The following is a 24,717-nucleotide window of genomic DNA, read 5'->3' as shown; positions in this document are numbered from 1 at the left end:
GGAACGGTCTTGAGGGGGCGTGGGTGGAGCGCAGCTCCCCCACTGGGGAGCAGCCGAAGGCTGCGCGAGGAATGCCACAGGCTCCCGGCGAGCGAGGTCCCGCAGGGACCGCGCGAGCAGGGTGAGCCCAAGCCTGTGGGGCGGGCGGGACTCGAACCCGCGACCGAGGGATTATGAGTCCCCTGCTCTAACCCGCTGAGCTACCGCCCCGAGCGTCGCAAGCTTACCGACCTGCGCAACCGGGACGCCGCCCGGAAAGGGGCCGGGCGCTAAAATGGCCCCGGTAAGGGGCCGTTTGGAGCTCCCGCGATAGGACTCGAACCTATAACCTGCCGGTTAACAGCCGGCTGCTCTGCCAATTGAGCTACGCGGGATTGCAGCGCCCCCGGTGAATCAGGGCGACCGGGAAAGAGTACAGCACGGACCCGGGGGTCGCGCCAGCGGGTTGCGTCCGGCGCGGCGGAGACCATCCCATCGTGTGCCAGATCTCTGCAAACGGGTACATGATCGATGTGTCGCAACGACGATGGACGGGTAACTCACCACGAGACGGCGCTGCCAACGTACTGATGACCGGGCGCCGATCAGAAGGAGGTTCGTCGCTATGCGCGGCAAGCTACTGTTCCTCGGCGGACTGGCCGCGGGCTTTGTGCTCGGTGCCCGGGCTGGTCGGGAGAAGTACGAAGAGCTCAAGGCCACTGCCCTGAAGATCAAGGAGAGCCCGACGGTGCAGGAAGCCGCCGGGGTCGTCCAGGAGCAGGCGACGCGGCTCTACAGCGAGAGCAAGACCAAGGTGACCGACAAGCTGGCCAACAGCCGGTTCGCTGAGAGCGATCTCGGCCAGCGGCTGATCGGCACCTCGGACACGACGCCCGCGATCGAGCGGGACGTGCTGGCGACGACGGGGCCGTCGAAGACGACGCCCAGCGGCGGCACCAGCTTCTAGGCGAACCACGGAAAAGGCGAACCACCGAAAGACGAACCACGGAACAGCGAGCCACGGAAAAGGCCGGCCCCCGCGAGGGGGCCGGCCTTTTCACAGGACAGCGATCAGGACGAGGACGAGAACGCCGCGTCGAAGGCGGCCGCCGGGGCGTCGAACGCCAGGCGGCGGACGAAGGCCAGGGCCTCGGGCGCGCCGATGAGGCGGTCCATGCCGGCGTCCTCCCACTCGATGGAGATCGGCCCGTTGTAGCCGATGGCGTTGAGGGCCCGGAAGCAGTCCTCCCACGGCACGTCGCCGTGGCCGGTGGAGACGAAGTCCCAGCCGCGGCGCATGTCGGCCCAGGGCAGGTGGGAGGCGAGCCGGCCGCGGCGGCCGTCGCCGGTGCGGACCTTCGCGTCCTTGCAGTCGACGTGGTAGATGCGGTCGGCGAAGTCGAAGATGAAGTTCACCGGGTCGAGCTCCTGCCACACGAAGTGCGACGGGTCCCAGTTGAGGCCGAACGCGGGCCGGTTGCCGATCGCCTCGAGGGTGCGCTTGGTGGTCCAGTAGTCGTATGCGATCTCGCTGGGGTGCACCTCGTGCGCGAAGCGGACGCCGACCTCGTCGAAGACGTCGAGGATCGGGTTCCACCGGTCGGCGAAGTCCTGGTAGCCGTCCTCGATCATCTGCGGCGGCACCGGCGGGAACATGGCCAGGGTGTGCCAGATCGAGGAGCCGGTGAACCCTACGACGACATCCACGCCGAGCTTGCGGGCGGCGCGGGCGGTATCGGCAAGCTCGGCAGCTGCCCGCTGGCGCACGCCCTCCGGGGAACCGTCGCCCCAGATGCGGGCCGGCAGGATGCCCTGGTGGCGCTGGTCGATCGGGTGGTCGCAGACGGCCTGGCCGACCAGGTGGTTGGAGATGGCGAAGACCTTCAGGTTGTGCTTGGCCAGGGTCTCCAGCTTCCGGTCCACGTAGGACTCGTCGGAGAGTGCCTTGTCGACCTCGAAGTGGTCGCCCCAGCAGGCGATCTCGAGGCCGTCGTAGCCCCATTCCGAGGCCAGCCGGCAGACCTCCTCGAAGGGCAGGTCGGCCCACTGGCCGGTGAAGAGCGTGATTGGACGCGCCATGAGCGTTCCTCCGATGTAACGGCGGTGATGAGGGCGCGAGGGAGAGGTGCAAACGGACCGGCGAGGACATGCGTAGCGGCGCGGGTGGGTTGCGCCTCCCACCCGCACCTGTCCAAGGGCCGACCAGGTGCAGAAACCAGTCTAGGAACCAGTTCCCACCAGTACAACTGCCAAAAAAGGCGACCCGTCCGCCCGGATCGCACCTGCCCTGTCACGGGGGGAGTCGGCGTCACCACCCGGGACGTTGTGCAGGTGCTGTGGTGCATCCGAGCGGACGGGGCCCGGACAGCGGGGCCGGTCGGCGTCGCGACCCCGCCACCCGTCTGTTCAGTCGTGAGCCGCGCCCACGACTGAAAACCAGGAGAACAACACTGAAAACTAGGAGAACAACACTGAAAACCAGGAGAACAACACTGCGAACTAGGAGAACAACGTGAACTCGTCGACGTCGAAGAGCGATCCGCTGCCACCGCGGAACACCAGGCACAGCGTGGTCGATGCATTGGTCGCCAGCGGCACCGAGGCGGTCTGGAACGTCTCCCAGCTGCCGGTGTTGGCCACCGCGACACTGCCCAGCAGGGCGCCGGTCGCCGAGCCGGCCCGGAACTCGATCGTGCCGCCGGGGCCGGCCGAGGACCACTTGACGCGGACACCGGCGGCGGTGCTCAGGGACAGACCGGAGTACGCAGCCCAGTCGTTGTTGTCGATGAAGCCGGCCGTCTGGCCGCCGGTGGCGGGGCCGTGGGCGGCGACCTGCAGGCCGCTGTTCGACGACCACGCCTCACCCTGACGCGTGGTCGAGGACCGGGTCAGGGTGATCTGGTCCAGGTCGAACAGCGAGCTGCCCGTACCCTTGAACACCAGGTAGAGCACGGTCGAAGCGTTGGTGGACAGCGGCGTGAACGCGTCGCGGAAGGTGTCCCAGCTACCGGTGTTGGTGGCCGCGACGCTGCCGAGCAGGGTGCCCGTGGTCGACCCGGCGCGGATCTCGACGGTACCGCCGGCGCCGGCCGACGAGGTGCGCAGGGTGGCGCCGGTGACGTTGGACAGGTTCACGCCGTTGAACGCGATCCAGTCGTTGTTGTCGATGTATCCGGCGGTCTTGCCGCCGACGGCGGGCGTGTGGTTCGCGACCTGGACGCCGCCGGTGGAGGACCACGCCTCACCCTGGTAGACGTTGCCGGAGGGCACGACCGGCGCGGCGCAGTTGCCGTCGACGCGTTTCGCCGTGTACCGGATGGCGCCCAGCAGCAGGTTCCTGAAGTTCGTGTCCGCGTAGCTCTCCTCGGTGTGGCCGAAGCCGGTGTAGAAGGACCGCCCGCTGTCGATGGTCTTGCACCAGGTGATCGGGTGGTCGCCGCTCATCGTGCCACCCGAGTACGACGACTCGTTCAACGAGGCCAGGACGTGTGCCGTGGCCCGCGGGTTGGTCTGGTAGTTGTACCACTCGTCGGTGCGGACCCAGGTGGCGCCGAGGTGGGCCGTCGCCGGATGGGTGCGGTCCTCGACGTTGACGGTGGCCTGCTGGATCGCCGGGTGCGAGGAGAACCAGGCACCGACGAGCGTGCCGTAGAACGGCCAGCTGTACTCGGTGTCGGCCGCCGCGTGCACGCCGACGTACCCGCCGCCGCCCCGGATCCAGGATTCGAAGGCGGTCTGCTGGGCGTCGTTGAGCACGTCGCCGGTCGTCGACATGAACACCACCGTCTGGTACTGGGCCAGGTTGGCGGTGGTGAACGCGGCGGCGTCCTCGGTGGCGGTGACGGTGAAGTTGTTGGCGGCACCGAGCGACTGGACGGCCGCGATGCCGGTGGAGATCGACGAGTGGCGGAACCCGGCGGTCTTGGAGAAGACGAGAACCTTGTACGGGGCGTCGGCGGCGCTGGCGGGCACCGGGTTGAGTGTTGCTGCGGCGAGCAGGCCCGCCGTAGCGGCGGCGAACCATCTCCGGGCTGAGCTTCTGGGCATGACAGTTCCTTCACGATGGGCGTGAGCGCGCGCCGTCGCGCCGTCATGGGTCTCATGTGCAGTTGTGCCCGTCTGCCGGCGCGACATCAACGCCGCGCCGGCCCGACGGACCTTTCCTCTCCGGCGTTCCCTGCCGCGGGGCGCAACCGCGGCCGGGCCCTCGCTGCCGGCGAGGAAAAGCTGTGTTTACCCCCTGATCCCCAGGAGGTGTTCCATGGCCAGCTGGTCGAGACGTTCGAAGGCCATCCCGCGGGCGGCCACCGCCTCGACGTCGATCTCCTCGGCCCGCAGCGACGTCAGGGACTCCCCCGGCATCAGCGTCGGCACCGACAGCTCGTCGACGCGGGCCGTGGCGAGCGCCGCCGAGACTTCGGGGTCGTCGCGGAAGGTGCGGACCTTGTCCTTGAGGATCAGGTAGTTGCGCATGCACGCCGCGGCGGTGACCCACACCCCTGCGGCGTCCTCGGTGCGTGGTGGCTTGTAGTCGAAGTGGCGGGGTCCCGCGTACGCGGTCGGGTAGCCGGAGCTGTTCTCCAGCACGTCGACGGTCCAGAACGCGCCGCGCAGGTTACCGGCGCCGAAACGCAGGTCCTGGTCGAAGCGCGGGCCGTGCTGGCCGTTGAGGTCGATGTGGAACAGCTTGCCGTGCCAGAGCGCCTGGGCGATGCCGTGGGCGAAGTTGAGCCCGGCCATCTCCTCGTGCCCGACCTCGGGGTTGAGCCCCACCCGCGACGGCTCATCCAGGGTCGAGATCAGGGCGAGCGCGTGGCCGATCGTCGGCAACAGGATGTCGCCGCGTGGTTCGTTGGGCTTGGGTTCGATCGCGAGGCGGATGTCGTACCCACGCTCCCTGATATACGCGCACAGGGCGTTGATCGCCTCGCGGTACCGGTCCAGCGCGGCCCGCATCTGTTTGCCGGCACCGGATTCGGCGCCTTCGCGGCCGCCCCACAGCACGTAGGTCGGCGCGCCGAGCTCGGCGGCGAGGTCGATGTTGCGCAGGACCTTCTGCAGTGCGAAGCGGCGGACGGCGCGGTCGTTGGCGGTGAACGCGCCGTCCTTGAAGATGGGGTGGCCGAACAGGTTCGTGGTCGCCATCGACACCACCAGACCGCTGGTGTCCAGGGCCTCCCGGAACCGGCCGATCAGCTTGTCGCGGACCGTGTCGTCGCTGCCGAACGGGATCAGGTCGTCGTCGTGGAAGCTCACCCCGTACGCCCCCAGCTCCGCCAGCCGGTGCACGGACTCGACCGGGTCGAGCGCCGCACGCGACGCCGAGCCGAAGACGTCCTGGGCCTGCCAGCCCACGGTCCAGAGTCCGAACGAGAACCGGTCGGCGGGGGTGGGGGCGTAGGGATCGTTCATTCCGCCGCCTCCGCTGCGCTCCAGCGTCGGCCTGAACCAAACCTGCCACACGATGAGCGGCCCAAGACGCTTCGCTGACCGCTCATGCCAGCACGCTGACCCAGGACGCGTCGGACTTCTCCACGGCGTCCAGCACGAGTTGCACCTGCAGCGCGTCCTCGAACGATGGCGTCGGATCGGCTCCGGTGGCGACCGCCTCGATGAAGTCCCGCATCTCGTGGGTGAAGGAGTGCTCGTAGCCGAGGATGTGCCCCGGCGGCCACCACGCGGCGACGTAGGGGTGCTCCGCCTCTGTCACCAGGATGCGGCTGAAGCCCTGCTCCGCCGCCGGCTTGGTGGCGTCGTAGTACTCGAGCTCGTTGAGCCGCTCCAGGTCGAACACCAGCGAACCGAGCTCGCCGTTGATCTCGACCTTGAGGCCGTTCTTGCGGCCGGTCGCGAAGCGCGTCGCCTCGTACGTGGCCAGGCCGCCGCCGGAGAGCCGGGCGACGAAGACAGCCGCGTCGTCGACGGTGACCTCCCCCGTCGCCGCACCGGCGCTCGCCGACAACCCGCTCGACGCCTCCGGCAGCGGACGCTCCTTGATGAACGTCTCGGTGATGCCCGTGACACCGGTGATCTGCTGGCCGGTGACGAACTGGGTCAGATCGATGATGTGCGCGCCGATGTCGCCGAGCGCGCCCGAGCCGGCCTTGTCCTTCTGGAGCCGCCAGACGAGCGGGAAGTTCGGATCGGTGATCCAGTCCTGCAGATAGACGGCCCGGACGTGCCGGATCGCGCCGAGCCGGCCGTCGGCGATGAGGTTGCGCATGAGCGTGACGGCGGGGACCCTGCGGTAGTTGAACCCGCAGGCGGACCGGACGCCGAGCGCCCGGGCCTTCACCGCCGCCGCGACCATCGCGCGTGCCTCGTCGACCGTGTTGGCGAGAGGCTTCTCGCACAGCACGTGCTTGCCCGCTTCCAGCGCGGCGATGGCGATCTCGGCGTGGCTGTCGCCCGGGGTACAGACGTCGATGACGTCGATGTCGTCCCGGGCGATCAGCTCACGCCAGTCGGTCACCGCTTCGGCCCACCCGAGCCGGCTCGCGGCTTCCGCCACCTTCGCCCCATCGCGGCCGCAGACGGCGACCATGGTCGCCCGCGCCGGCAGGTCGAAGACCCGGTTCACGGTGCGCCACGCCTGAGAGTGCGCGGCGCCCATGAACGCGTATCCGACCATGCCGACGCGCAGCTCCCCGCTGCTGCCCTGAGTGGACACTTGGCGGTTCCTTTCTGGTGGTTGGAACTACCTGACGACCTGCTAGGACTTGAAGCCGAGCGGCAGGTACTTGTCGACGTTGTCCTTGGTGATCGTCTCGGACTGCAGGACGATCAGCTTCGGCACCTGCAGCTCGACCAGGTCGCCCATGCCCTTGCCCTGGGCGGCGAGGCGGGCCAGGATGATCGCCGAGGACGCCATCGACGGCGGGTAGGTGACGGTGCAGGTGAGCACCGTGTCGCCGGCCTTGATGTGGTCCATCGCGTCGCGGGAGCCGGCGCCGCCGACCATGAAGAACTCCTTGCGGCCCGCCTGCTGGATCGCGGCGAGGACGCCGACGCCCTGGTCGTCGTCGTGGTTCCACACGGCGTCGAGCTTCGGCGCGGCCTGCAGCAGGTTCGCCGCCGCCTTCTGGCCGGACTCGACGGTGAAGCCCGCCGCGACCCGGTGCTTGACGGTGAGGCCGTAGGTCTTGAGCGCGTCGGCGAAGCCCTTCGACCGGTCCTTGGTCAGCTGGAGCTCGTCGATGCCCGGGATCTCACCGATGACGGCGTCCGTCTTGCCCTTGAGCTTCTCGCCGATGAACTTGCCGGCGGCGATGCCCATGCCGTAGTTGTCGCCCTTGATCAGCGAGAACGAGGCGGCCGAGTCGGAGAACTCGCGGTCGAGGTTGATCACGATGATGCCGGCGTCGGTGGCCTTCTTGCCGATCGCGGTCAGCTGGGCACCGTCCTGCGGCAGCAGCACGATCGCGTCGGGCTTCGAGCCGATCAGGGTCTCCAGCGCGGCGATCTGCGCGGGAGCGTCCTTACCGGCGTCGACAACCTTCAGGGTCACGTCGGAGAACTTGGCGGCCTGCGCCTTGGCGTTGGCGGTGATGGCACCGATCCAGCCGTGGTCGGCGGCCGGCGCGGAGAAGCCGATGGTGACGGCCTTGCCGGGCGCCTGCGAGGCGGCGGTGTTCTCCTTGGTGTTGGTGCCGGCGTCGCCGTCCTTGGTGTCGTTGGACGTGCAACCGGCGAGCAGTACGCCGGCGCCGACCGCGGCACCGCCGAGGAGAAGCTTGCGGCGGGACATGTCAGCCGAGGATGCGCTCATCACGACCTCCTGGTCGTCTGTGGGATGGGGGTGTGTACTGATTCGGAGCATTTTGGGCGTGTTGATCAGCACTGCCGTCATCGACGGCGGTGTTGGTGATGTGGCGGGGCCTATGGGGTTTGCTGGTGATGCCTATTTGTTGAATCTCGTCCGGAAGAACGAGCCAACCCGGAACTGCTGGATGAGGACCGCGGCGACGATGATGCCGCCGTTGATGATCCGCTGGATGTCCAGCTGCAGGTTGTTGACGATGAACAGGTTCGTGATCTGGGTGAAGATCAGCACGCCGAGCAGCGAGCCGACGATGGTGCCGCGGCCGCCGGTGAGGGCGGTGCCGCCGATGATCGCGGCGGCGATCGCGCTGAGCTCGTACAGGTCGCCGTGGGTGTTGCTGCCCGACGTCGTCTGCGACACGACCATCAGAGCGGCGATGCCGCAGCAGAGGCCGGACAGCACGTACAGCAGCAGGGTCTGCAGCCGGACGTTGATGCCGGCGAGGCGGGCGGCCTCGGCGTTGCCGCCGATGGCGATCGTGCGCCGTCCGAAGGTGGTGCGGTTGAGCAGGACCCAGCCGAGCGCGGTGACCACCACGAAGATGATGACCATGTACGGGACACCGAACAGCCGGTCACCGGCGAGGCTCTTGATGAACGGGTCCGCCGTGATCTGCGTGTGCGACCCGGAGATGTTCTGCGCCAGGCCACGGGCGGACAGCATCATGGCCAGGGTGGCGATGAACGGGACCAGCTTGCCGTAGGCGATCAGACCGCCGTTGACGAGGCCGGCGATGGCGCCGACGGCGAGCGCGGTGAAGACCATCGCGGCCGGTCCCAGGTCCTGCGTGGCCACCGTCGTGCACCACACGCTCGCCAGGGCCAGCAGCGCGCCGACCGACAGGTCGATGCCGCCGCTGATCATCACGAAGGTCATGCCGACGACGATCACGCCGATGCTGGACGCCTGGGTCAGGACGGTCAGCTCGTTGGACCAGAGCCGGTCGATGTCCAGGAAGATGTCGGAACGGGTCCAGGCGCCGATGACCAGCAACAGGACCAGCACCCCGATGAGGGCGAGGTTGCGCTTGGCGGAGTCGGCGCTGTCCCGCTGCCACCAGCTCTGCCCGGCGGCGCTGCTCGCCGCGCCTTTGCTCAGCTCCACCGGGTCGGCGGACGGTGTGGTCGCGGTGCTCATGCTGCGGTCCCTTCAGGGGCGGTGCTCGCCAGGTCGGCCCCGTCCAGCAGCGAGCCGGCCATCACCAGGTCGAGCACAGTGTCTTCGTCAAGTTCATCGGCGGGCGCCTCGCGCACGAGCCGTCCCTCACGCATGACCAGCACGCGGTCGGACAGGCCCAGCACCTCGGGCACCTCGCTGGAAACGAGCAGCACGCCGACGCCCTCGTCGGCGAGTCTGCGGATCACCTGGTACAGCTCGGCGCGGGCGCCCACGTCGACGCCCCGGGTGGGCTCGTCGAGCAGCAGGAGCTTGGTGCCGCCCAGCAGCCAGCGGCCGACGACGACCTTCTGCTGGTTGCCGCCGGACAGGGTGCGCACCGGGCGCCGGACGTCGTTCGGGCGCAGGTCGAGGCCTTGGGTGATCTTCTCGGCCTCGACGCGCTCGCGTCCCGAGTCGGTGAAGCCGACCCGCGCGAAGCGGGCGAAGCCGGCGAGGGTGACGTTGCGGTAGATCGGCTCACCGAGCAGGAGCGCCTGGCTCTTGCGCTCCTCCGGGGCCATGCCGATGCCGGCCTTCACCGCGGCGTTGACGCTGCCCCGGCGCAGGGCCTTGTTGCCGACCACCACCGTGCCGGCGGTCGCGCGGCGGGCGCCGAAGATGGTCTCGAGCACCTCCGACCGGCCGGAGCCGACGAGGCCGGTGATCCCGACGATCTCGCCGGCGTGCACGGTCAGCGAGATGTCGCTGAACCGCCCGTCCAGGCTCAGACCCTCCACCTGGAGCAGGGGCGCGTCCTTGTCGTACACCTGGGTGGTCTCGGGCTTCTCGGGGAAGACGTATTCGATGGTGCGGCCGGTCATCCGGCTGACCAGCTCGCGGGTCGGCGTGGTCTTCGCGTCGAGGTTGGCCGCGGTCGTGCGGCCGTCCTTGAGCACCGTCACGCGGTCGCCGATCTCGCGGATCTCCTCCATGCGGTGGGAGATGTAGATGACCGCGATGCCCTGCGCCGTCAGCGCGCGGACCATGCGGAACAGGTTCTCCACCTCGTCATGGGCGAGCACGGCGCTCGGCTCGTCCATGATGAGCAGCCGCGCCTCCCGGGACAGCGCCCGGCCCATGCTGACGATCTGCTTCGCCGCGGCCGGCAGCTTGCCGACCTCCCGGCCGACCGGGATCTCCGCGTGGCCGAGCCGCCCGAGGATCTCCGCCGCGCCGCGGCGCATGGTCCGCCGGGCGACGAACCCGGCGTTGTGCGGCTCGTGGCCGAGGTAGATGTTCTCGGCGACGCTGAGCCCGTCGACGAGGTCGAGCTCCTGGTAGATGGTGGCGATGCCGGCCTTCATGGCCGTCTGCGGGCTGTTGAACGCGGCCGGCTGCCCCAGCCACAGGATCTCGCCGGAGTCCGGGGTGTGCGCACCGGAGAGCACCTTGATCAGCGTGGACTTGCCGGCGCCGTTCTGCCCGAGGAGGCAGTGCACCTCTCCGGCCCGCACCTCCAGCTGCACACCGTCGAGCGCCCGGACACCGGGGAAGGTCTTCACTACATCAGTAAGTCGCAGGACGATGTCGTCCGTAATTGTCATGATGGCCGTCCATATGCGAGTTCGCTGGCCAGCACCGCGGCGCCAACAACGCCGGCGCGGGGGCCGAGCTCGGACAGGACGACCGGCAGATTGCCGGTCGCGAGGGGAAGCGAACGCCGGTAGACGACGCTTCGAATCTCCGCCAGCAGGATGTGACCGAGGCCGGCGAGACCGCCGCCGATCACGATCATCGACGGGTTGATGAAGCTGACCAACCCGGCCAGCACCCCACCCACCCGGCGCCCACCGTCACGGATCAGACGGATGCACGTGACGTCGCCCTCGGCCGCGCCGTCGGCGACGTCCTTGGCGGTCACGACGCTGTTGGCGTTGAGCCGCTCCGCCAGTGCCGGCGAGGCACCACTACGGGCCGCCGCCGTCGCGTCACGGGCCAGTGCACCGCCGCCGAACAGGGCCTCCAGGCAGCCGACATTGCCGCACGAGCACACCGGCCCGTGACTGTCGACCTGGATGTGCCCGATGTCCCCGGCGCACCCGTCGGTGCCCCGGTACACCTCACCGTTGAGGTAGATGCCGCACCCGATGCCGGTCCCCACTTTGAGGAAGAGCAGGTTGTCGACCGAGTGCGCGACGCCACCGTATCGCTCGCCGATGCTCATGATGTTCACGTCGTTGTCGACGACGACCGGGCAGTTGAACTCGCGCCCCAGCACCTCCCGCACCGGGAACCTGTCCCAGCCCGGCATGATCGGCGGAGAGACCGGCACCCCGTCACGGAAACTGACCGGCCCCGGAACCCCGATACCGATGGCGTGCAACCGCTCGAACGCGCCCTCCGCACGGAACTTGTGCAGGATCTCGTTGACCCGTTGCAGTATCACCTTCGGTCCCGACCTGATGTCGGCGGGCTCGCTGTATGCCGTCACCGGCTCCAACCGCCCGTCGGTGATCTCCACGTCGATCGAGCTGGCGCCCAGGTCCACCGCGGCGAACCGCAGATCGGGGTTGAGCTCCACCAGCGTCGACCGGCGACCGCCCCGGCTGGCCGCCGGGCCGGCCTCGCGGATCAACCCGGTCGCGACGAGCGCGTCCAGGTCCGCGAGCAGCCGCGGCCGCGGCACCTCCAGGCGATCCGCCAGCTCCGCACGCGACAACGCACCGGTGTCCCGCAACAAGCGGAGCAGGCGCGACTGAACCGGACCGTCTACCGCACTGACCGTGTTCACAATGGCACCTCCTCATCTGGTCGCAGGCAGGCGTCCGCGACACGCGGCTACACCACCACACCTCCGCTGAGGTGCTGGTTGCCGGGTCGTGTGCCGTGCGTTACACCCGTGTTGCGTCGAGACTTTAGGCCCTGAAAAGCGCCGCGTCTAGGTCTTCTATCCCCCGTTACCAAACTTTTGCTGAATCCAACGGAAGTTGGCCCACTTCCGAACGTTTCCCGGTTTTCCCAGCTCAGGCCGCTTGCCACCGCTGCCGCAAAGCCCCGCTTAGCGGACGAATCGCCCCGCCTCGCGGGTGCTCCCACCCGGGTCCCGCTCCGCCTGCGGCGCCCACCCGCCCCCGGGGCCGGTCAACCCCACCGGTGCGGCACCCTCACGAACGTGGTGCCGATTTCGCGGCATTCGACCCGTTCGGATGACACCCGCGTTGATCCTTGTGGGGTTGGCGCCGTTGGTGGTGGTCGTCCCCCGAGAGTCTGTGGCAGCCGTCCCGTTGCGGTCGTTGGTGAGGGTAATCCGCGTGGAGTGGATCCGGGTGCGCCGGGCGTCGCCGCCGGACTTCTCCACAACCGGAAGGATCCCCGGCCCCCTGACCCCGGACATCGTTCCGCTTGTCGCGCCACCGCCCGCCGGACAAGGCCCCGCACGGCACGACGCTGCGGACCGGCCATCCCGACGGGCCACGAGACGACTTCGATCCAGCCGTGAGCAGGTGCCACGGCCGCGTGCGCGGGCCACAGCACGGAACGGCGGTGTGGCCGAAGTGCAGCGGGTCTTGCTATCACTGCGCAACCGTGGCTGCCCGAAGCGAGCGGGCCCGCACAGCCGTACACCACCTCCGTGGACGCGACCGTTCCGCGATCACGGCGACACAACATGCGCCCAGGCTCGGGTCCAGGGCGGGAAGCAATCATGAACGCAAACCCCTGGCGTCCGCGCCGGCGAAGGCCGCGAGCACGGGCTGGCGGCGGCCAGCTTCGAGGACCCGGGCCCGATCCGCTCCCGCGGTCGACGGACCGTCGGGTCACCTCGTGAGAGGAACCGCGCTCCAATTCGATGAGCTGGTGATCGCGCACGCCGGCGAACAGGCGAACCCTCCCCGCGCGACAGGCCTCACGGCACACGGCGGAAGCCGGGCCGCGCGGGCAACGGTCGTGGGTGGGTTACTTCAGCAGCAGCACGCCCATCCGGCGGCTGGCCATCGTCAGACCGGCCACGGCCAGGGCGACCAGATACGCCACATGCCACAGCACCGTCCAGTCCGGCGAGCCGGTCGTGATCGCCCGCAGCAGGGCCACCCCGTGATACAGCGGCGTCACCTCGATCAGGATCTGCAGCGGCACCGGGAAGTCCGACGGCGGGGAGAACGTGCCGCTGAACAGGAACAGCCCGAACTGGGTCACGTTGATGTAGTCGAAGTCCTGCCAGGAGCGCAACAGCGTGGACAGGCCCATGCCGAGCGCGCCGAACGCGAACCCGACCAGCAGCGTCACCGGCAACGCCACCAGCGCCCAGCCCCAGGTGGTGAGGTCGAGGGCCGCCATGACGACGAGGAAGACCGCGGAGTAGACGCCGCCCCGGCACATCGCCCAGATGAGCTCGCCGACGGAGACCTGCATCGGCGTGATCGGGGTGGCGAGCGTCGCATCGTAGATGCGCATGAACTTGAGCTTGCCGTAGAAATTCATCGTCGTCTCCGCCAGTGCCCCGTTCATGGCGGAGGCGGCCAGCATCGCCGGCGCGACGAACTGCGCATACGTCACGAGCCGCCCGTCGGGCAGCGCGATGTCGCCGACGAGCCGGCCGACACCGACGCCGATCGAGAGCAGGTAGAGCAGCGGCTCGACGAAGCCGGACAGCAGCACCCACCAGTACGCGGCGTGCCGGGCGGCGGCGAGGTTACGCGCGGTGACGGACAGGGCGCCGGAGGCGCGGTGGTCGAGGCGGGACATCGCCCGCGGGAAGATCAGTGTGGTGACCATCAGTCGCCCAGCTTCCGGGTGAACGAGCGCAGCGCCAGCACGTAGCCGACCGCGCACCACACGGCGAGGACCGCGACGTGCGCGGGCACTCCCCAGGCGGTCGCGGTGCCGAGGGTGGCGGCCCGGGACAGTTCGACGCCGTGCCACAGCGGCGACACGTAGGCCAGCAGGCGCGCCACCCAGGGCAGGCTCTCGACCGGGAAGAACACGCCCGCGAACAGGGTCATCGGGACCACCGCCACCCGGAACAGCACCGCGAACGCGCCGTCGCTGGTGGCCCGTGCGGCGAACGCGAAACACGGCGCCGCGCATGCCGCGCCCACCAGGACGGCGACCAGCGGGGTCGTCAGGGCCCACCACGAGTGCAGCGCGCCGAACAGCAGCAGCACCACCAGGAACCCGGCGCTGGACAGCGCGACCCGCAGCAGGACGAACGCCAGATGTCCCCGCAGCACGTCACCCACCGTGAGCGGCGACGCCCGCATCACGTGATAGACCCGCGTCCAGTGGAACCCGCCATACACCGGCCACGTCGAGTCGCCGACCGCGACCTGCAGGGCCGTCGCGGCCAGCAGCCCGGGACCCAGATAGTCCAGATAGGGCACGCCGATCGAGGTGGACCGCTCGTCGATGTAGTGCCCGACGGTGATCCCCATCGCGACCAGGAACATCGCCGGCAGCGCGAACGAGCTGAACACGCTGGAGCGCCACGTGCGCTTGTAGGCCACGAGGTGGAACTCGAGCGCCAGCGCGGTCGGATGCGCCATCAGTCGACCAACGTCCGGCCGGTGAGCTGCAGGAACACGTCTTCGAGCGAGCCGCGGCGGACCAGCACGCTCGACGGCGTCAACCCGCGGCCGTGCACCTGCGCGGCGGCCGCGTCGCCGTCGCCGGTATAGACGAGGATGCGGTCGGGCAGCACCTCGACGCGCTCGCCGATGCCGTCGAGCTTGTCCGCGAACCCGTCGAGCGGGTCGTTGCCGAACCGCACCTCCAGGACCTCCCGGGTCGAGTGCCGGTCGATGAGCTCCCGCGGTGAGCCCTCCGCGACGATCCGGCCGGCGTCCATGACGACCAGGCGGTCGCACAGCTGCTCCGCCTCGTCCATGTAGTGCGTGGTCAGCACCAGCGTCACGCCGCGCTGCTTGAGCCGGAACAGCCGCTCCCAGACGAGGTGCCGGGCCTGCGGGTCGAGGCCCGTCGTCGGCTCGTCGAGCAGCACGATCTCCGGCTCGTTGACCAGGGCCCGGGCGATCGTGAGGCGGCGTTTCATCCCGCCGGACAGCGGCTCGACCTTGTCACCGGCGCGGTCGGCGAGCTGCACGAAGTCGAGCAGCTCCATGGCCCGCGCTCGGGCCACCTTGCGCGGGATGTTGAAGTAACGCGCGTAGACCGTGAGATTCTCCAGGACGGTGAGCTCCAGGTCGAGCGAGTCCTGCTGCGGGCACACCCCGAGCCGCGCCCGGATCGCCGCGCCGTCCTTCGCCGCGTCCAGGCCCAGGATCCGCAGCGCCCCGCCGGTGGGCCGGGACACGCAGCCGATCATCCGCATCGTCGAGGACTTGCCGGCCCCGTTGGGACCGAGGAACCCGAACGCCTCCCCGGCCCGCACCCGCACGTCGATGCCATCGACCGCGGTGAAGTCACCGAACTGTTTGACCAGCGCGGTCGCCGCGATCAACGCTTCGTCTTCAGCCACGTGGCGACATTAACCCAGGGGTCTGACAAAAATGGGCCCGTGGCACCATGGGCGGGTGAGCGTCAACCCGCGCTGGCTCGGGCTGGCCGCCACCGTCCTGCTCGCCGCCAGCGGTTTCCTGGCCGGCAAGCCGGTGCCGCACGACCGCGCGTGGCTGCTCGGCGTCGTCGTGTGGTTCGTCGCCCTCGCGATGCTGATCCGCGCCTGGTGGACGCTGCGGGAGGAGACCGACCAGCGCGGTGTCCTGGTGACGGCCGCGATCTGGAGCCTGCCGCTGCTGTTCGCACCGCCGCTGGGCAGCCACGACGTCTATGCGTATGCCTGCCAGGGCCAGCTCTTCGACGCCGGCCTCGACCTCTACCGGGTGGGCCCGGCGGCGCTGCCCTGCACCTGGCTCTCCGACGTGCCGGAGCTGTGGCGGGAGACGCCGACGCCCTACGGTCCACTGTGGATCGCGATCGAGGGCGCGGCGGCCTGGCTCGCCCACGGCAGCCTCCCCGCCGCGGTCCTGCTGCTGCGCGTCGCCGCCGTGCTCGGCCTGCTGCTGTGCGTCGCCGCGGTGCACCGCCTGTCGCGACAGAACGCGCTGCTGGCCGCGAGCCCGCTCGTGCTGGTGCACGTCGTGTCCGGGGCGCACAACGACGTCGTCCTCGCCGGGCTGGTCCTGGCCGGGTTCGTCGCGGCGCGCCGCCCGGGCGCCGCGTCCGGTGCGATGTCCGGGCTCGCCTTCGGCCTCGCCGTCGCCGTCAAGGTCACCGCCCTCACCGCCGCCCCCTTCGCGCTGTTGTTGCTCTTTTTCGCCGGTACGTCCAGAGCCCGCTGGACCGGTCCTGCGGCGTTCGCCGGGGCGGCCGTCGGTGCGTACACCATCCTCGCCCTGCTCACGGGGCACGGTCTCGGCTTCCTGCACGCCCTCGGCTCGACCAGCACCATGGTGCAGTGGTTGTCCGTCCCGACCGGGGTGGGCATGGCCGTCGGCTATGTCCTGCGCGTGACCGGCCAGCCGGAGTCGTTCGCGACGGCGGTCGCGGTCGCCAGGGCCGCCGGCCTCCTGGCCCTCGCCGCGATCCTCCTGGCCCTGTGGTGGCGGGCCGCGCGGACCCTGGCCCGCGACGGTGACGCGGCCGGCCGGCGCGGGCGGGACGTGGTGCTCACCGCCGCGGGGATCGGCATGCTCGCCGCGGCGGTCCTCGGCCCGGTCTTCTACGCCTGGTATGCGATCGCCGGCATCGCCCTGCTGGCCGGCACCGTGCTCACCGGCCGGCTGCGGACGGTCGTGCACGTCGCCGCGGCCGGGTTGCCGCTGCTCACGCTGCCCGACAGCCTCGGCCTGGCCACGAAGACGAAGGTCCCCGGCGCGTTCCTCGACGTCGCGCTCGTCGCGGCCGCCGCCGTCCACCTGATCCGCCGCCGCGGGACCGTGACCGAGGTCCCGGCGGCTCCCGAAGCCACCCGCCCGTGACGGTTCAGGCGGTGGCCGGGGTGCCGATGGACTCGCGCGCCCACGAGACGAGGGCCGCGGTCTGCTCGGCGACCCCCGGGGCGGCCGGGTCGACGCCCTCGTCGTAACGGACGGTCCAGCGCAGGCCGTCGACGCCGCTGACCCGGCGGGCGACGACACGGACGCCGAAACCCGCCTCGAGCGGATGGTGCGAGGTGTGCCCGATCGACTTGTTCACGCGGGTGCGGATGTGCTCGGGCACCCGGTCCGGGTCCGGCAGCGGGAGGACCAGCGGCGGCAGGTCCTGCATCACCACGTAGTCGCCGGGATCGTCGGCGGGCAGCTCATGGGCCGCGATCAGGGTCAGCTGCCGGCCCGACCACGTCGCCTTGTGGATCTCGTGCCAGCCGAGCCGCTCACCGGCGCCGGGGAGCCACAGGCCGAGGTTGGTGACGACCACGACGTTGTCGCCGGTCGTGCCCGCCCAGGACAGGACCCGCTCGTCCGCGGCGAGGTCGGGCCGCTGCCCGGCGGGCAGGCGGCGCTTCTTCAAGAAGCCGAACACGACGCACTCCTTCGGATCACCAGCGGCTGGCGCTGCGGTCGCGCAGTGCCCTGGCGTGCTGCTCCAGGGACACCAGCTCGCTGAACAGGCGCAGATACTCGTCGGCGTTGGTGACGGGGTTGATGCGCTGCTGCTTGGACTTGAGGTCGGCGATGCGCCGGTTGATCGCGGGCAGCTGCAGCCGCACGACGGTCGCCTCGACATAGCGCGGGTCGGGCTCGCCGTCGAGGCGCAGCGGCTCCACGGCCAGCTCGGTGACCAGGCCGCCGGCCGCCGGGTCGGTGCAGGCCTCGCGGACCCGCTCGATCCAGACGGCGCCGGCGGTCGCCGAGGACGCGCCGCCGGCGTCGGCGATCGCGGTGCGCAGGGCCGCGTAGGTGGGATGGGCGTAGATGTCGGCGCCGACGACGTCGAACATGGGGCCGGCCAGGGCCGGCAGTTGCAGGGCCAGCTTCAGCGCCTCGCGCTCGACGAGCGCCTCGGCGCTGTCCGGCGCCAGGGTCTTGCGGGGCGGCGGGGCGGGGGCCTCGACGATCCCCTTCGCGGCCGCGCCGACGGAGCGCTGGACCGTCTCGAGCTCCATGCCGAGGTCACCGGCGAGCTTGCGGGCATATTCCGGGCGCAGGGTCCGGTCCTTGATCTTCGCCACGAGCGGCGCGGTGGCCTTGAGGGCGCCGACACGGCCCTCGGCGGTGTCGAGGTCGAACCGCTGGATGACGGAGCGCAACGCGAAGTCGAGCAGCGGCTGCCGGTCGGCGACGAGGTCACGCACCGCGACCGGGCCCTTGGCCATGCGCAGCTCGCACGGGTCCATGCCGTTGGGGCCGACGGCGATGAACGTCTGGGCGACGAACCGCTGGTCGTCCTCGAACGCGCGCAGCGCCGCCTTCTGCCCGGCGGCGTCACCGTCGAACGTGAAGATGATCTCCCCGCCGTAACCGTCGGCGTCCAGCAGCAGCCGGCGCAGGACCGCGATGTGGTCGGCGCCGAACGCGGTCCCACAGGTCGCGACCGCCACCGGCACGTCGGACAGGTGGCAGGCCATCACGTCGGTGTACCCCTCGACGATGACGACCTTGCTCTGCTTGGCGATCTCCCGTTTGGCCTGGTCGACGCCATACAGGACGTGGGACTTCTTGTAGAGCGGGCTCTCCGGGGTGTTCAGGTACTTGGGGCCGTCGTCGTCGGCGAACAGCTTCCGGGCGCCGAACCCGATCACGTCGCCGGAGATGTCCTTGATCGGCCACAGCAGCCGGCGGCGGAACCGGTCGATGAGGCTGCCGGACCGGGCCTCCTTGGACAGGCCCGCGGTGATCAGCTCCTGCGCCGTGTAGCCCTTCAACCGCAGGTGCTTGCTCAGCGGGTCCCAGCCCTCGGGCGCGAAACCGCAGCCGTAGCGCTCCGCCTCCTCCCGGCCGAACCCGCGCTGGGCGAGGAACTCCCGGGCGAGGCGGGCGCCGGGCGAGCCGAGGTGCTCGGCGTAGAACCGGGCCGCCTCGGCGTGCGCGGCGATGAGCCGCTGCTTCTGCCCGGTCTGGCGGACCGGCGCGCTGCCCGCCTCCACATACTGCAGCTGCAGGCCGGCGCGGCCGGCGAGCCGCTCCACCGACTCGACGAACGACAGGTGGTCGTGGTCCATCAGGAACTTGATGGCGTCGCCGCCGGCACCGCACCCGTGGCAGAAATACACGTTGCGCGCGGGCGACACGTTGAACGAGGCGGTCTTCTCGTCGTGGAACGGGCAGAGCCCCTTGAGGTTGCCGCCCCCGGCCGACTTGAGCGTCACATGCTCGGAGATCACATCCGCGATCGCGGTGCGCTCACGTACCAAGGCGATGTCCTCGTCCTTGATCTTGCCGGCCAACCGACGCCACCTCCCCTACCCGAGGGATACATCCTGCCTCGCGCCACCGACAATTTACGACTCCACACGATGAGCACCACACGGGCACCACCACATCACAGTGTCGTGCGATGCTGCCGCCATGCCGAAACTGCGTGACGAGCGCGTCGCCTGGCTCGCCGTCCAGGACCGGTTGCAGCGTCGCAGCCGCCGCCTGGGCCCGTTGGGCTGGCTGATGACGATCGCCACGCTGGGCGCGTGGGCGGTGCTGCGGTCCCGCGGGCGGGGCGCGGCGCGGATGGCGGCGTACTCCGTCGCGGTCGACCACGTCACCGGCTACCTCGACGACGGCGAGCGCGAGACGCTGCACAGCGCCCGGACGGTGCCGCCGTGGTTCCTGTTCGAGGTCGAGCGGGCCCGGTGGGCGGCGCGCGACCGGCAGCGGCTCCCCACCGGCCGGGAGACCCGCCCGCAGCGCCGCCGCCGGATCCTGCTGCGGGTCGTGCTCACCGGCAGCGTCGTCGCCGCGCTGGTGCTCGCGCCGACGGCCTGGGTGCGGGCCGGTTCGCTGGGCCGGATCGGGCCGGCCGCCGAGGCGCCGGACGCCGACGTGGCGATCGTGTTCGGCGCGCAGGTCGCGCCGGGCGGGCAGGTGCCGATGCCGTTCCTCAAGGGCCGGCTCGACGTCGCCGCGCGGTTGCTCGCCACCGGCAAGGTCAAGGCCCTGCTCATCTCCGGCGACGCGCAGGGCGGCTCCGGCGACGAGGTCCGCGTCATGCGGGAGTACCTGGCCGGGCAGGGCGTGGATCCGGCCAGGATGGTCGTCGACCCGCACGGCCTGGACACCTACGACACGTGCCGCCGCGCCCACGACGTGTACGGGGTGACGAAGGCCCTCCTCGTCAGCCAGGAGCTGCACCTGCACCGCGCGGTCACCCTGTGCCGGCGGCTGGGGGTCGAGGCGTACGGCGTCCCGGCGCTCTGCGAGGGCTGCCAGCGGGTGACAATCTGGTACAACACGGCCAGGGACGTCGCGGCCGCCCCGAAGGCGGCGTGGGAGGCCTTCCGGCACCGCCAGGCGACAGTCGTGTCGCCACCGGATCCCTCCTTGCTCGAAGCGACCCGCTGACCCGCCCACCATCGTGGTTTTGGGCATGTCAGGCGGGCACCGGCGGCATACTTGACCAGTCCACGGCGCCGGCACTGATCGGCGCCTGTCCATGGTCGGCTCCCGATGGGTGGTGCGTTTTCCGGTGAGTGTCCCCCGCCAGGCGGTATCCGGTTGATGGTCACCGTGCTGCGCACCGTCGACGACGTCCTTGCCTGGGCCGGCCTCCTGGTCGAGCCGCCGCTGCGCACCGCCGTCGGGCGGCTGCCCACACCGTCCCGCGACGTGGCGGAGCTGCAGCTGGGACGGCTCGACGAGGATCCGCCGGGAATACGGACGCGAGCCGCGCTCAGCCTCGTCTGCGCGGGCGCGGTCGGCGGCGACCCGCACGACGCGGTCGCGGGCGCCGTCGCGGTCGAGCTGGTGCATCACTGGTCGGCGCTGCAGCAGGACCTGTTCGACGGCGACCTGACCCGGCGGCACCGGCCGACGGCCTGGAGCGTGGTCGGCCCGCACCCGGCGACCCTCGGCGGCGAGGCGATGCTGGCCCTCGCGTTCGACGTGGCGGCCACCGGCGACCCGACCCGGCGCGTGCCGCGGCCGCTGCGCCAGGCCACCCGGGAGAGGCAGCCGGTGGGCGGCCCCCGGCACGGAGAGGACGGCCCGCCCAGCGGAAGCGAGCTGCCGGCGGCGGACGGCACGCCCGTCGCCGGCGGACCGGCAACCGGCGAGCGGGGCGGCGAAGCGCGGGCGACCCGGGACCAGTTCGTCGAGCCGCACGAGGAGCGGGCGACCCGGGACCAGTTCGTCGAGCCCCACGACAAGCGGGTGACCGGGGAACGGGTCGTCGAGCGGGGCGCCGCCGACGCGTGCGCCGACGGAGGGCGGCACCGGGCCGGGGCGGCGCCCGTCGACCGGGCCGGCGTCCGCGTGCTCGGCGACACCGTCCAGCAGCTCCTGCACAGCCAGCACACGGCGCTCGGCACCGCCCTCGACACCACGACGACCCGCCGCCGGTCCGGCAGCGACCTGCTGCGGGACTGCATCACGGTGGTCGAGCAGCGCAGCGGCGCCCTGCTCGGCTGCGCGTGCGCACTCGGCGCGATCGCCGGCGGCGGCGACCCGGCGCGGGTGGAGCAGCTGCGGCTGTTCGGCGTGCGGCTGGGACTGGCCGTACAGTTCACCGAGGACCTGCTCGGCATCTGGGGCGACCCGCACGTGACCGGCCGGCCGGCGTTCCCCGACCTGCGCCGCCGGCGGCTGTCGCTCCCGGTCGCCGCCGCGCTCGCGGCCGGCGCCGACGAGCTCGCCGAGCTGCTGCGCCACGACAGCCGGCTGGGCGACGCCGAGCTCGAACGCGCCGCCAAGGTCATCGAACGCTCGGGCGCCCGCTCCTGGTGCGTCCAGCAGGGCGAGGACCTCCTGGCGCAGGCGCTGCTCGCCCTCGACCTGGCGATCCCCGAGCCGGCCGCGGTCGCGGAGCTGGTCGCCCTGGCCCGCTGGGCCACCCGCCACCCCGCCTGACCGGCGACAACGCACCCGGCCTGCCGGGTGCGCGCCCGGCGTCAGAGCGCCGTGACCGACGGCCGGATCCGGTCACCGTACAACCGGATCCGGCGGTGCGTCACGCCGCACCATCGTTGCGCGCGCTCAGGTGAGCGCGCCGACCACCTGCTCCGCGCGAGCGGCGTGCTTCTGATACGCACCGGGGAACGCCGAACGCTGCACCGCCTGGGCGGCCGCGGTGACGCTCATCCGCTCCCAGCCCTGCACCCTGGCCAGCGCGTTGTAGAACAGCATCGCCGAGTGCGACGGGTTCATCAGCTCCGCCACCGTGCCCCAGCCCTGGCTGGCCCGCTGCTGGAACAGCCCGACCGAGTCGTGGTCGGTGGAGACACCCTGGTGCGGCAGCTGCAATGAGGACGGCACCGCGGAGCTGGCGACGTTGTGCAGGTCGCTCTCCTGCATCGCCGTCGCGATCGCGACGACGAGGGCCCGGTCGGACATGCCCTGCGCCCGGCCCTGTTTCACGATGAGCGCGGCGTTGTCCATCTGCTGCTGGTCGAGCCCGGCGACCGGCCGGACGACCGGCGGCGCCGGCGGCACGGGCGGCGCGGCCGGCACCGCGACGGCGAACGGCCCGGGCAGCGACGGCGCGGGAGACGGCGACGCCGACGAGGTCGGGGCCGGGGACGACGACGCGACGGCGCCGGTCTCGGCATACGCGGAACCGGTGAACATCGACGGTGGTGAGTCGGCCGGCAGTGTGGCCAGCAGTGTGGCGGACAGCACGGCGACCGAGACGGTGCCGGCCTTCGCGCCGAGGATCAGACGGGCCCGGCGATGTCGTGGGTGGAACTGGCGTGGCAACGGCTTCACTACTGAAATTCCTTCGTCGAAAAGGCATGCGGCATCGGCACGTCGTGACGGGCACGGCGTGCTGGAAGGGGGGAATCAGTGGTGAGGCGCTACGACGGCAAGCGGGCGGCCATCATCGGCAGACTCCTTCCGGTGCCGCCTACCGGGTTAGCTGACGGGTTCGGGCGGGAAGATTCGCCCTACCGCGGCTCGGCCACGGATACACCCCAGAGGACTCATTGGGTCCCCGGCTCGCGAACATCGCGACTCGACGGCGCCTGCCCGGCAGCGCCGATGCGGCGCAGGTCGACCGGAGCAGACCTCACGACCCTACTGGGCGCCCTCGGGACGGGCCAACCGCAGCACCGGCATACCACCCGGCGCACCCGAACGCTCACCGGGTGCTGTCACCCGTCTGGTCACCCCTCCGGCGTGGCGGGCGCCCTTGACCAGGTACATCGCGCGGTCGGCGGCGCGCAGGGCGGCACCCGCGTCCTCGATGGTGTCATCGATCACGGCCACGCCGACGCTGACCCGCACCCGCATGATGTGGCCCTGGTGCGTGATCGGCGCGCAGACCGAGCGTTCGAGGCGGTCGACGAGCGCGCCGAGGTCGGCGACGGTGACGTTGCCGGTGAGGACGACGAACTCGTCGCCGCCGAGCCGCGCGACGGTGTCGGTGGGCCGGACCAGGGAGACGAGGCGGTGCGCGACGGCCACGAGGACCGCGTCGCCGGCATCGTGGCCGAGGGTGTCGTTGACGACCTTGAAGTCGTCGAGGTCGCAGAAGAGCAGCGCGCTGACGACGCCGTCGGTGCGGGCCCGCCGGATCGCGGTGGCGAGGGGCTCGGTGAAGGCGTCGCGGTTGACGAGGCCGGTCAGCGGGTCGCGGGAGGCGCGGCGGACCAGGTCGGCCTCGGTCGCCTTGCGGTCGGTGATGTCCTGCACCTGCGTGATGGCGAACGCGGGCGAGCCGGCGACGACCGACATCGTGGCGGAGATCCAGATCGTCTCGCCGTCGCCGCGGACGCACCGGACCTCGTAGTCGCGGACCGATCCGGTGCCGCCGGCGAACACCGCCCGGCTGTGGTCGAGGTCGTCGGGGTGGATGAAGTCGCCGAAGCGCATCGAGACGAGGACGTCCTCGTCCCGGCCGAGCAGTTCGCACAGGGCGGGGTTCACCCGGACGATCCGGGTCAGGTCGGCGCCCTCCAGGCCGATCATGCACATGCCGGTGCCGGCGCCGTTGAACGCGAGCCGGAACGCGGCCTCACTGGCCTCCAGGTGCCGGCGTTCCTGGCGCAGCGCCTCGACCAGGTTGGCGTTGTTGATCGCGATGCCGGCCTGCGCGGCGAGCATCTCGAGCAGCTCCCGCTGGAACGCGCCGGGGCGCTTGCCGTCGGCGGGCAGGTCGACGCTGAGGACCCCGACCAGCGACCCGTCGGGCGCGCACAGCGGCGCGAACAGGGCGTCGAGCGGGTGCCAGCGCTCCTCCTCGGGGACGCCCTCCGCGCCGTCGACCGGGGCGGGGATCCAGGACTGGATGCCGTCGTTGTGCCGTTCGTGCGGCAGGAAGCGCAGCTGCCCCCACTCGTCGGCGTCGGCGAGGTGCGCGTCGAACTCGGCCGCCGGGTAGCGCGCGCCGAGCAGCTCGGCGCGGGCCTCCTCGGGCCCGGCGATGGCGACCGCCTCGTACACGCCGTCCGGATGCAGGTAGTTGACCACCGCGGCACCGAACCCGACACCCTCGACGACGGCCTCGGCGATGCGGTGGAGCGTCTCGACGACGGTGCTGCCGGTGTTGATGCGCCCGGTGATCGTGTACACGGAACGGATCGCGGCCATCGCCATGTCCCGATCTCGATCCACGGCTCGCCTACCCCGATCCGGCCGACCCTGCACCCTCACATCGACGCATCACCTCCGATCCTAAACAAAATGCGCGTCCGCGGCGGCGCTGATCCGGGTCAGCGTCGCGGCTGACGACGGCCGGGAGCGCCCGGCCTACCGTCCGGCTCGACACATCACCGT

Annotated in this window: 19 protein-coding genes, 2 tRNA genes and 1 riboswitch; of the genes, 4 read left to right on the top strand and 17 right to left on the bottom strand. The window is 71.0% G+C overall.

Annotation, left to right across the window (positions count from 1 at the left end):
- Positions 1-136: 136 nt before the first annotated feature.
- Positions 137-210, bottom strand: a tRNA-Ile gene (locus Dsi01nite_RS19870).
- A 91-nt stretch (positions 211-301) separates the two neighbouring features.
- Positions 302-374, bottom strand: a tRNA-Asn gene (locus tag Dsi01nite_RS19865).
- Between the two features lie 230 nt (positions 375-604).
- On the opposite strand from Dsi01nite_RS19865, the gene Dsi01nite_RS19860 reads away from it, so the two are divergent.
- Complete coding sequence (locus Dsi01nite_RS19860) at positions 605-946, top strand: hypothetical protein (RefSeq protein ID WP_203847688.1); 342 nt, start codon at positions 605-607, stop codon at positions 944-946.
- Positions 947-1,050: 104 nt separating this feature from the next.
- Here Dsi01nite_RS19860 and Dsi01nite_RS19855 read toward each other — a convergent pair whose 3' ends face one another.
- The 11 genes from Dsi01nite_RS19855 to Dsi01nite_RS19805 all read right to left on the bottom strand — a co-directional run bounded on the left by Dsi01nite_RS19855 (position 1,051) and on the right by Dsi01nite_RS19805 (position 15,371).
- A complete protein-coding gene (locus Dsi01nite_RS19855; RefSeq protein ID WP_203847687.1) occupies positions 1,051-2,058 on the bottom strand; it encodes a sugar phosphate isomerase/epimerase family protein in 1,008 nt (335 codons plus the stop codon).
- 420 nt (positions 2,059-2,478) lie between these two features.
- Positions 2,479-4,026: a ThuA domain-containing protein gene (locus tag Dsi01nite_RS19850; protein ID WP_203847686.1), complete on the bottom strand. Its 1,548-nt coding sequence runs from the start codon at positions 4,024-4,026 to the stop codon at positions 2,479-2,481.
- Positions 4,027-4,212: 186 nt separating this feature from the next.
- Positions 4,213-5,391, bottom strand: coding sequence for a xylose isomerase (xylA, locus tag Dsi01nite_RS19845; protein WP_203847685.1), 1,179 nt, complete (start codon positions 5,389-5,391; stop codon positions 4,213-4,215).
- Positions 5,392-5,473: 82 nt separating this feature from the next.
- Positions 5,474-6,610 carry a Gfo/Idh/MocA family protein gene (locus tag Dsi01nite_RS19840; protein ID WP_203847696.1) on the bottom strand — a complete coding sequence of 379 codons (1,137 nt, stop codon included), beginning with the start codon at positions 6,608-6,610 and terminating at the stop codon, positions 5,474-5,476.
- Positions 6,611-6,691: 81 nt separating this feature from the next.
- Positions 6,692-7,747: a substrate-binding domain-containing protein gene (locus Dsi01nite_RS19835; protein WP_203847684.1), complete on the bottom strand. Its 1,056-nt coding sequence runs from the start codon at positions 7,745-7,747 to the stop codon at positions 6,692-6,694.
- A gap of 132 nt (positions 7,748-7,879) precedes the next feature.
- Positions 7,880-8,938, bottom strand: coding sequence for an ABC transporter permease (locus Dsi01nite_RS19830; RefSeq protein ID WP_203847683.1), 1,059 nt, complete (start codon positions 8,936-8,938; stop codon positions 7,880-7,882).
- The gene (locus tag Dsi01nite_RS19825; RefSeq protein ID WP_203847682.1) at positions 8,935-10,503 is read right to left on the bottom strand and encodes a sugar ABC transporter ATP-binding protein; all 1,569 of its coding nucleotides are present in this window, start codon (positions 10,501-10,503) and stop codon (positions 8,935-8,937) included. Before Dsi01nite_RS19825 ends, Dsi01nite_RS19830 begins: the two co-directional genes overlap by 4 nt.
- The gene (locus tag Dsi01nite_RS19820) at positions 10,500-11,618 is read right to left on the bottom strand and encodes an ROK family protein (RefSeq protein ID WP_373318798.1); all 1,119 of its coding nucleotides are present in this window, start codon (positions 11,616-11,618) and stop codon (positions 10,500-10,502) included. The genes Dsi01nite_RS19825 and Dsi01nite_RS19820 overlap by 4 nt, the downstream gene beginning before the upstream one ends.
- A 1,235-nt stretch (positions 11,619-12,853) precedes the next feature.
- On the bottom strand, positions 12,854-13,672 hold the full coding sequence (locus tag Dsi01nite_RS19815) for an ABC transporter permease (protein WP_239136016.1): 819 nt from the start codon (positions 13,670-13,672) through the stop codon (positions 12,854-12,856).
- On the bottom strand, positions 13,672-14,439 hold the full coding sequence (locus tag Dsi01nite_RS19810; protein ID WP_203847680.1) for an ABC transporter permease: 768 nt from the start codon (positions 14,437-14,439) through the stop codon (positions 13,672-13,674). Before Dsi01nite_RS19810 ends, Dsi01nite_RS19815 begins: the two co-directional genes overlap by 1 nt.
- Positions 14,439-15,371: an ABC transporter ATP-binding protein gene (locus Dsi01nite_RS19805; RefSeq protein WP_203847679.1), complete on the bottom strand. Its 933-nt coding sequence runs from the start codon at positions 15,369-15,371 to the stop codon at positions 14,439-14,441. The genes Dsi01nite_RS19810 and Dsi01nite_RS19805 overlap by 1 nt, the downstream gene beginning before the upstream one ends.
- 55 nt (positions 15,372-15,426) lie before the next feature.
- On the opposite strand from Dsi01nite_RS19805, the gene mptB reads away from it, so the two are divergent.
- Positions 15,427-16,833, top strand: coding sequence for a polyprenol phosphomannose-dependent alpha 1,6 mannosyltransferase MptB (gene mptB / locus Dsi01nite_RS19800; RefSeq protein ID WP_203847678.1), 1,407 nt, complete (start codon positions 15,427-15,429; stop codon positions 16,831-16,833).
- Between the two features lie 4 nt (positions 16,834-16,837).
- On the opposite strand, the gene Dsi01nite_RS19795 is transcribed toward mptB, so the two are convergent.
- Entirely contained in the window at positions 16,838-17,377 is a 540-nt protein-coding gene (locus Dsi01nite_RS19795) for a hypothetical protein (protein WP_239136015.1), read from the bottom strand.
- A gap of 16 nt (positions 17,378-17,393) precedes the next feature.
- A complete protein-coding gene (dnaG, locus tag Dsi01nite_RS19790) occupies positions 17,394-19,241 on the bottom strand; it encodes a DNA primase (RefSeq protein ID WP_203847677.1) in 1,848 nt (615 codons plus the stop codon).
- Between the two features lie 121 nt (positions 19,242-19,362).
- Between dnaG and Dsi01nite_RS19785 the strand changes: the two genes are divergently transcribed.
- Positions 19,363-20,349 carry a SanA/YdcF family protein gene (locus Dsi01nite_RS19785; RefSeq protein WP_239136014.1) on the top strand — a complete coding sequence of 329 codons (987 nt, stop codon included), beginning with the start codon at positions 19,363-19,365 and terminating at the stop codon, positions 20,347-20,349.
- Between the two features lie 156 nt (positions 20,350-20,505).
- Positions 20,506-21,852 carry a polyprenyl synthetase family protein gene (locus Dsi01nite_RS19780; protein ID WP_239136013.1) on the top strand — a complete coding sequence of 449 codons (1,347 nt, stop codon included), beginning with the start codon at positions 20,506-20,508 and terminating at the stop codon, positions 21,850-21,852.
- Between the two features lie 126 nt (positions 21,853-21,978).
- Here Dsi01nite_RS19780 and Dsi01nite_RS19775 read toward each other — a convergent pair whose 3' ends face one another.
- Positions 21,979-22,707: a hypothetical protein gene (locus tag Dsi01nite_RS19775; protein WP_203847675.1), complete on the bottom strand. Its 729-nt coding sequence runs from the start codon at positions 22,705-22,707 to the stop codon at positions 21,979-21,981.
- Between the two features lie 121 nt (positions 22,708-22,828).
- Positions 22,829-22,970: riboswitch (cyclic di-AMP (ydaO/yuaA leader) on the bottom strand.
- 46 nt (positions 22,971-23,016) lie between these two features.
- Positions 23,017-24,555 (bottom strand): diguanylate cyclase domain-containing protein, encoded by a 1,539-nt coding sequence (locus Dsi01nite_RS58360; protein ID WP_275423398.1) that lies wholly within the window; start codon positions 24,553-24,555, stop codon positions 23,017-23,019.
- Positions 24,556-24,717 lie beyond the last annotated feature (162 nt).

The organism is Dactylosporangium siamense, assembly GCF_016862795.1.
GTDB classification, from domain to species: Bacteria; Actinomycetota; Actinomycetes; order Mycobacteriales; family Micromonosporaceae; genus Dactylosporangium; species Dactylosporangium siamense.
Note: the sequence above shows the minus strand (reverse complement) of the source record. Positions and strands in the feature narration are given on the sequence as shown.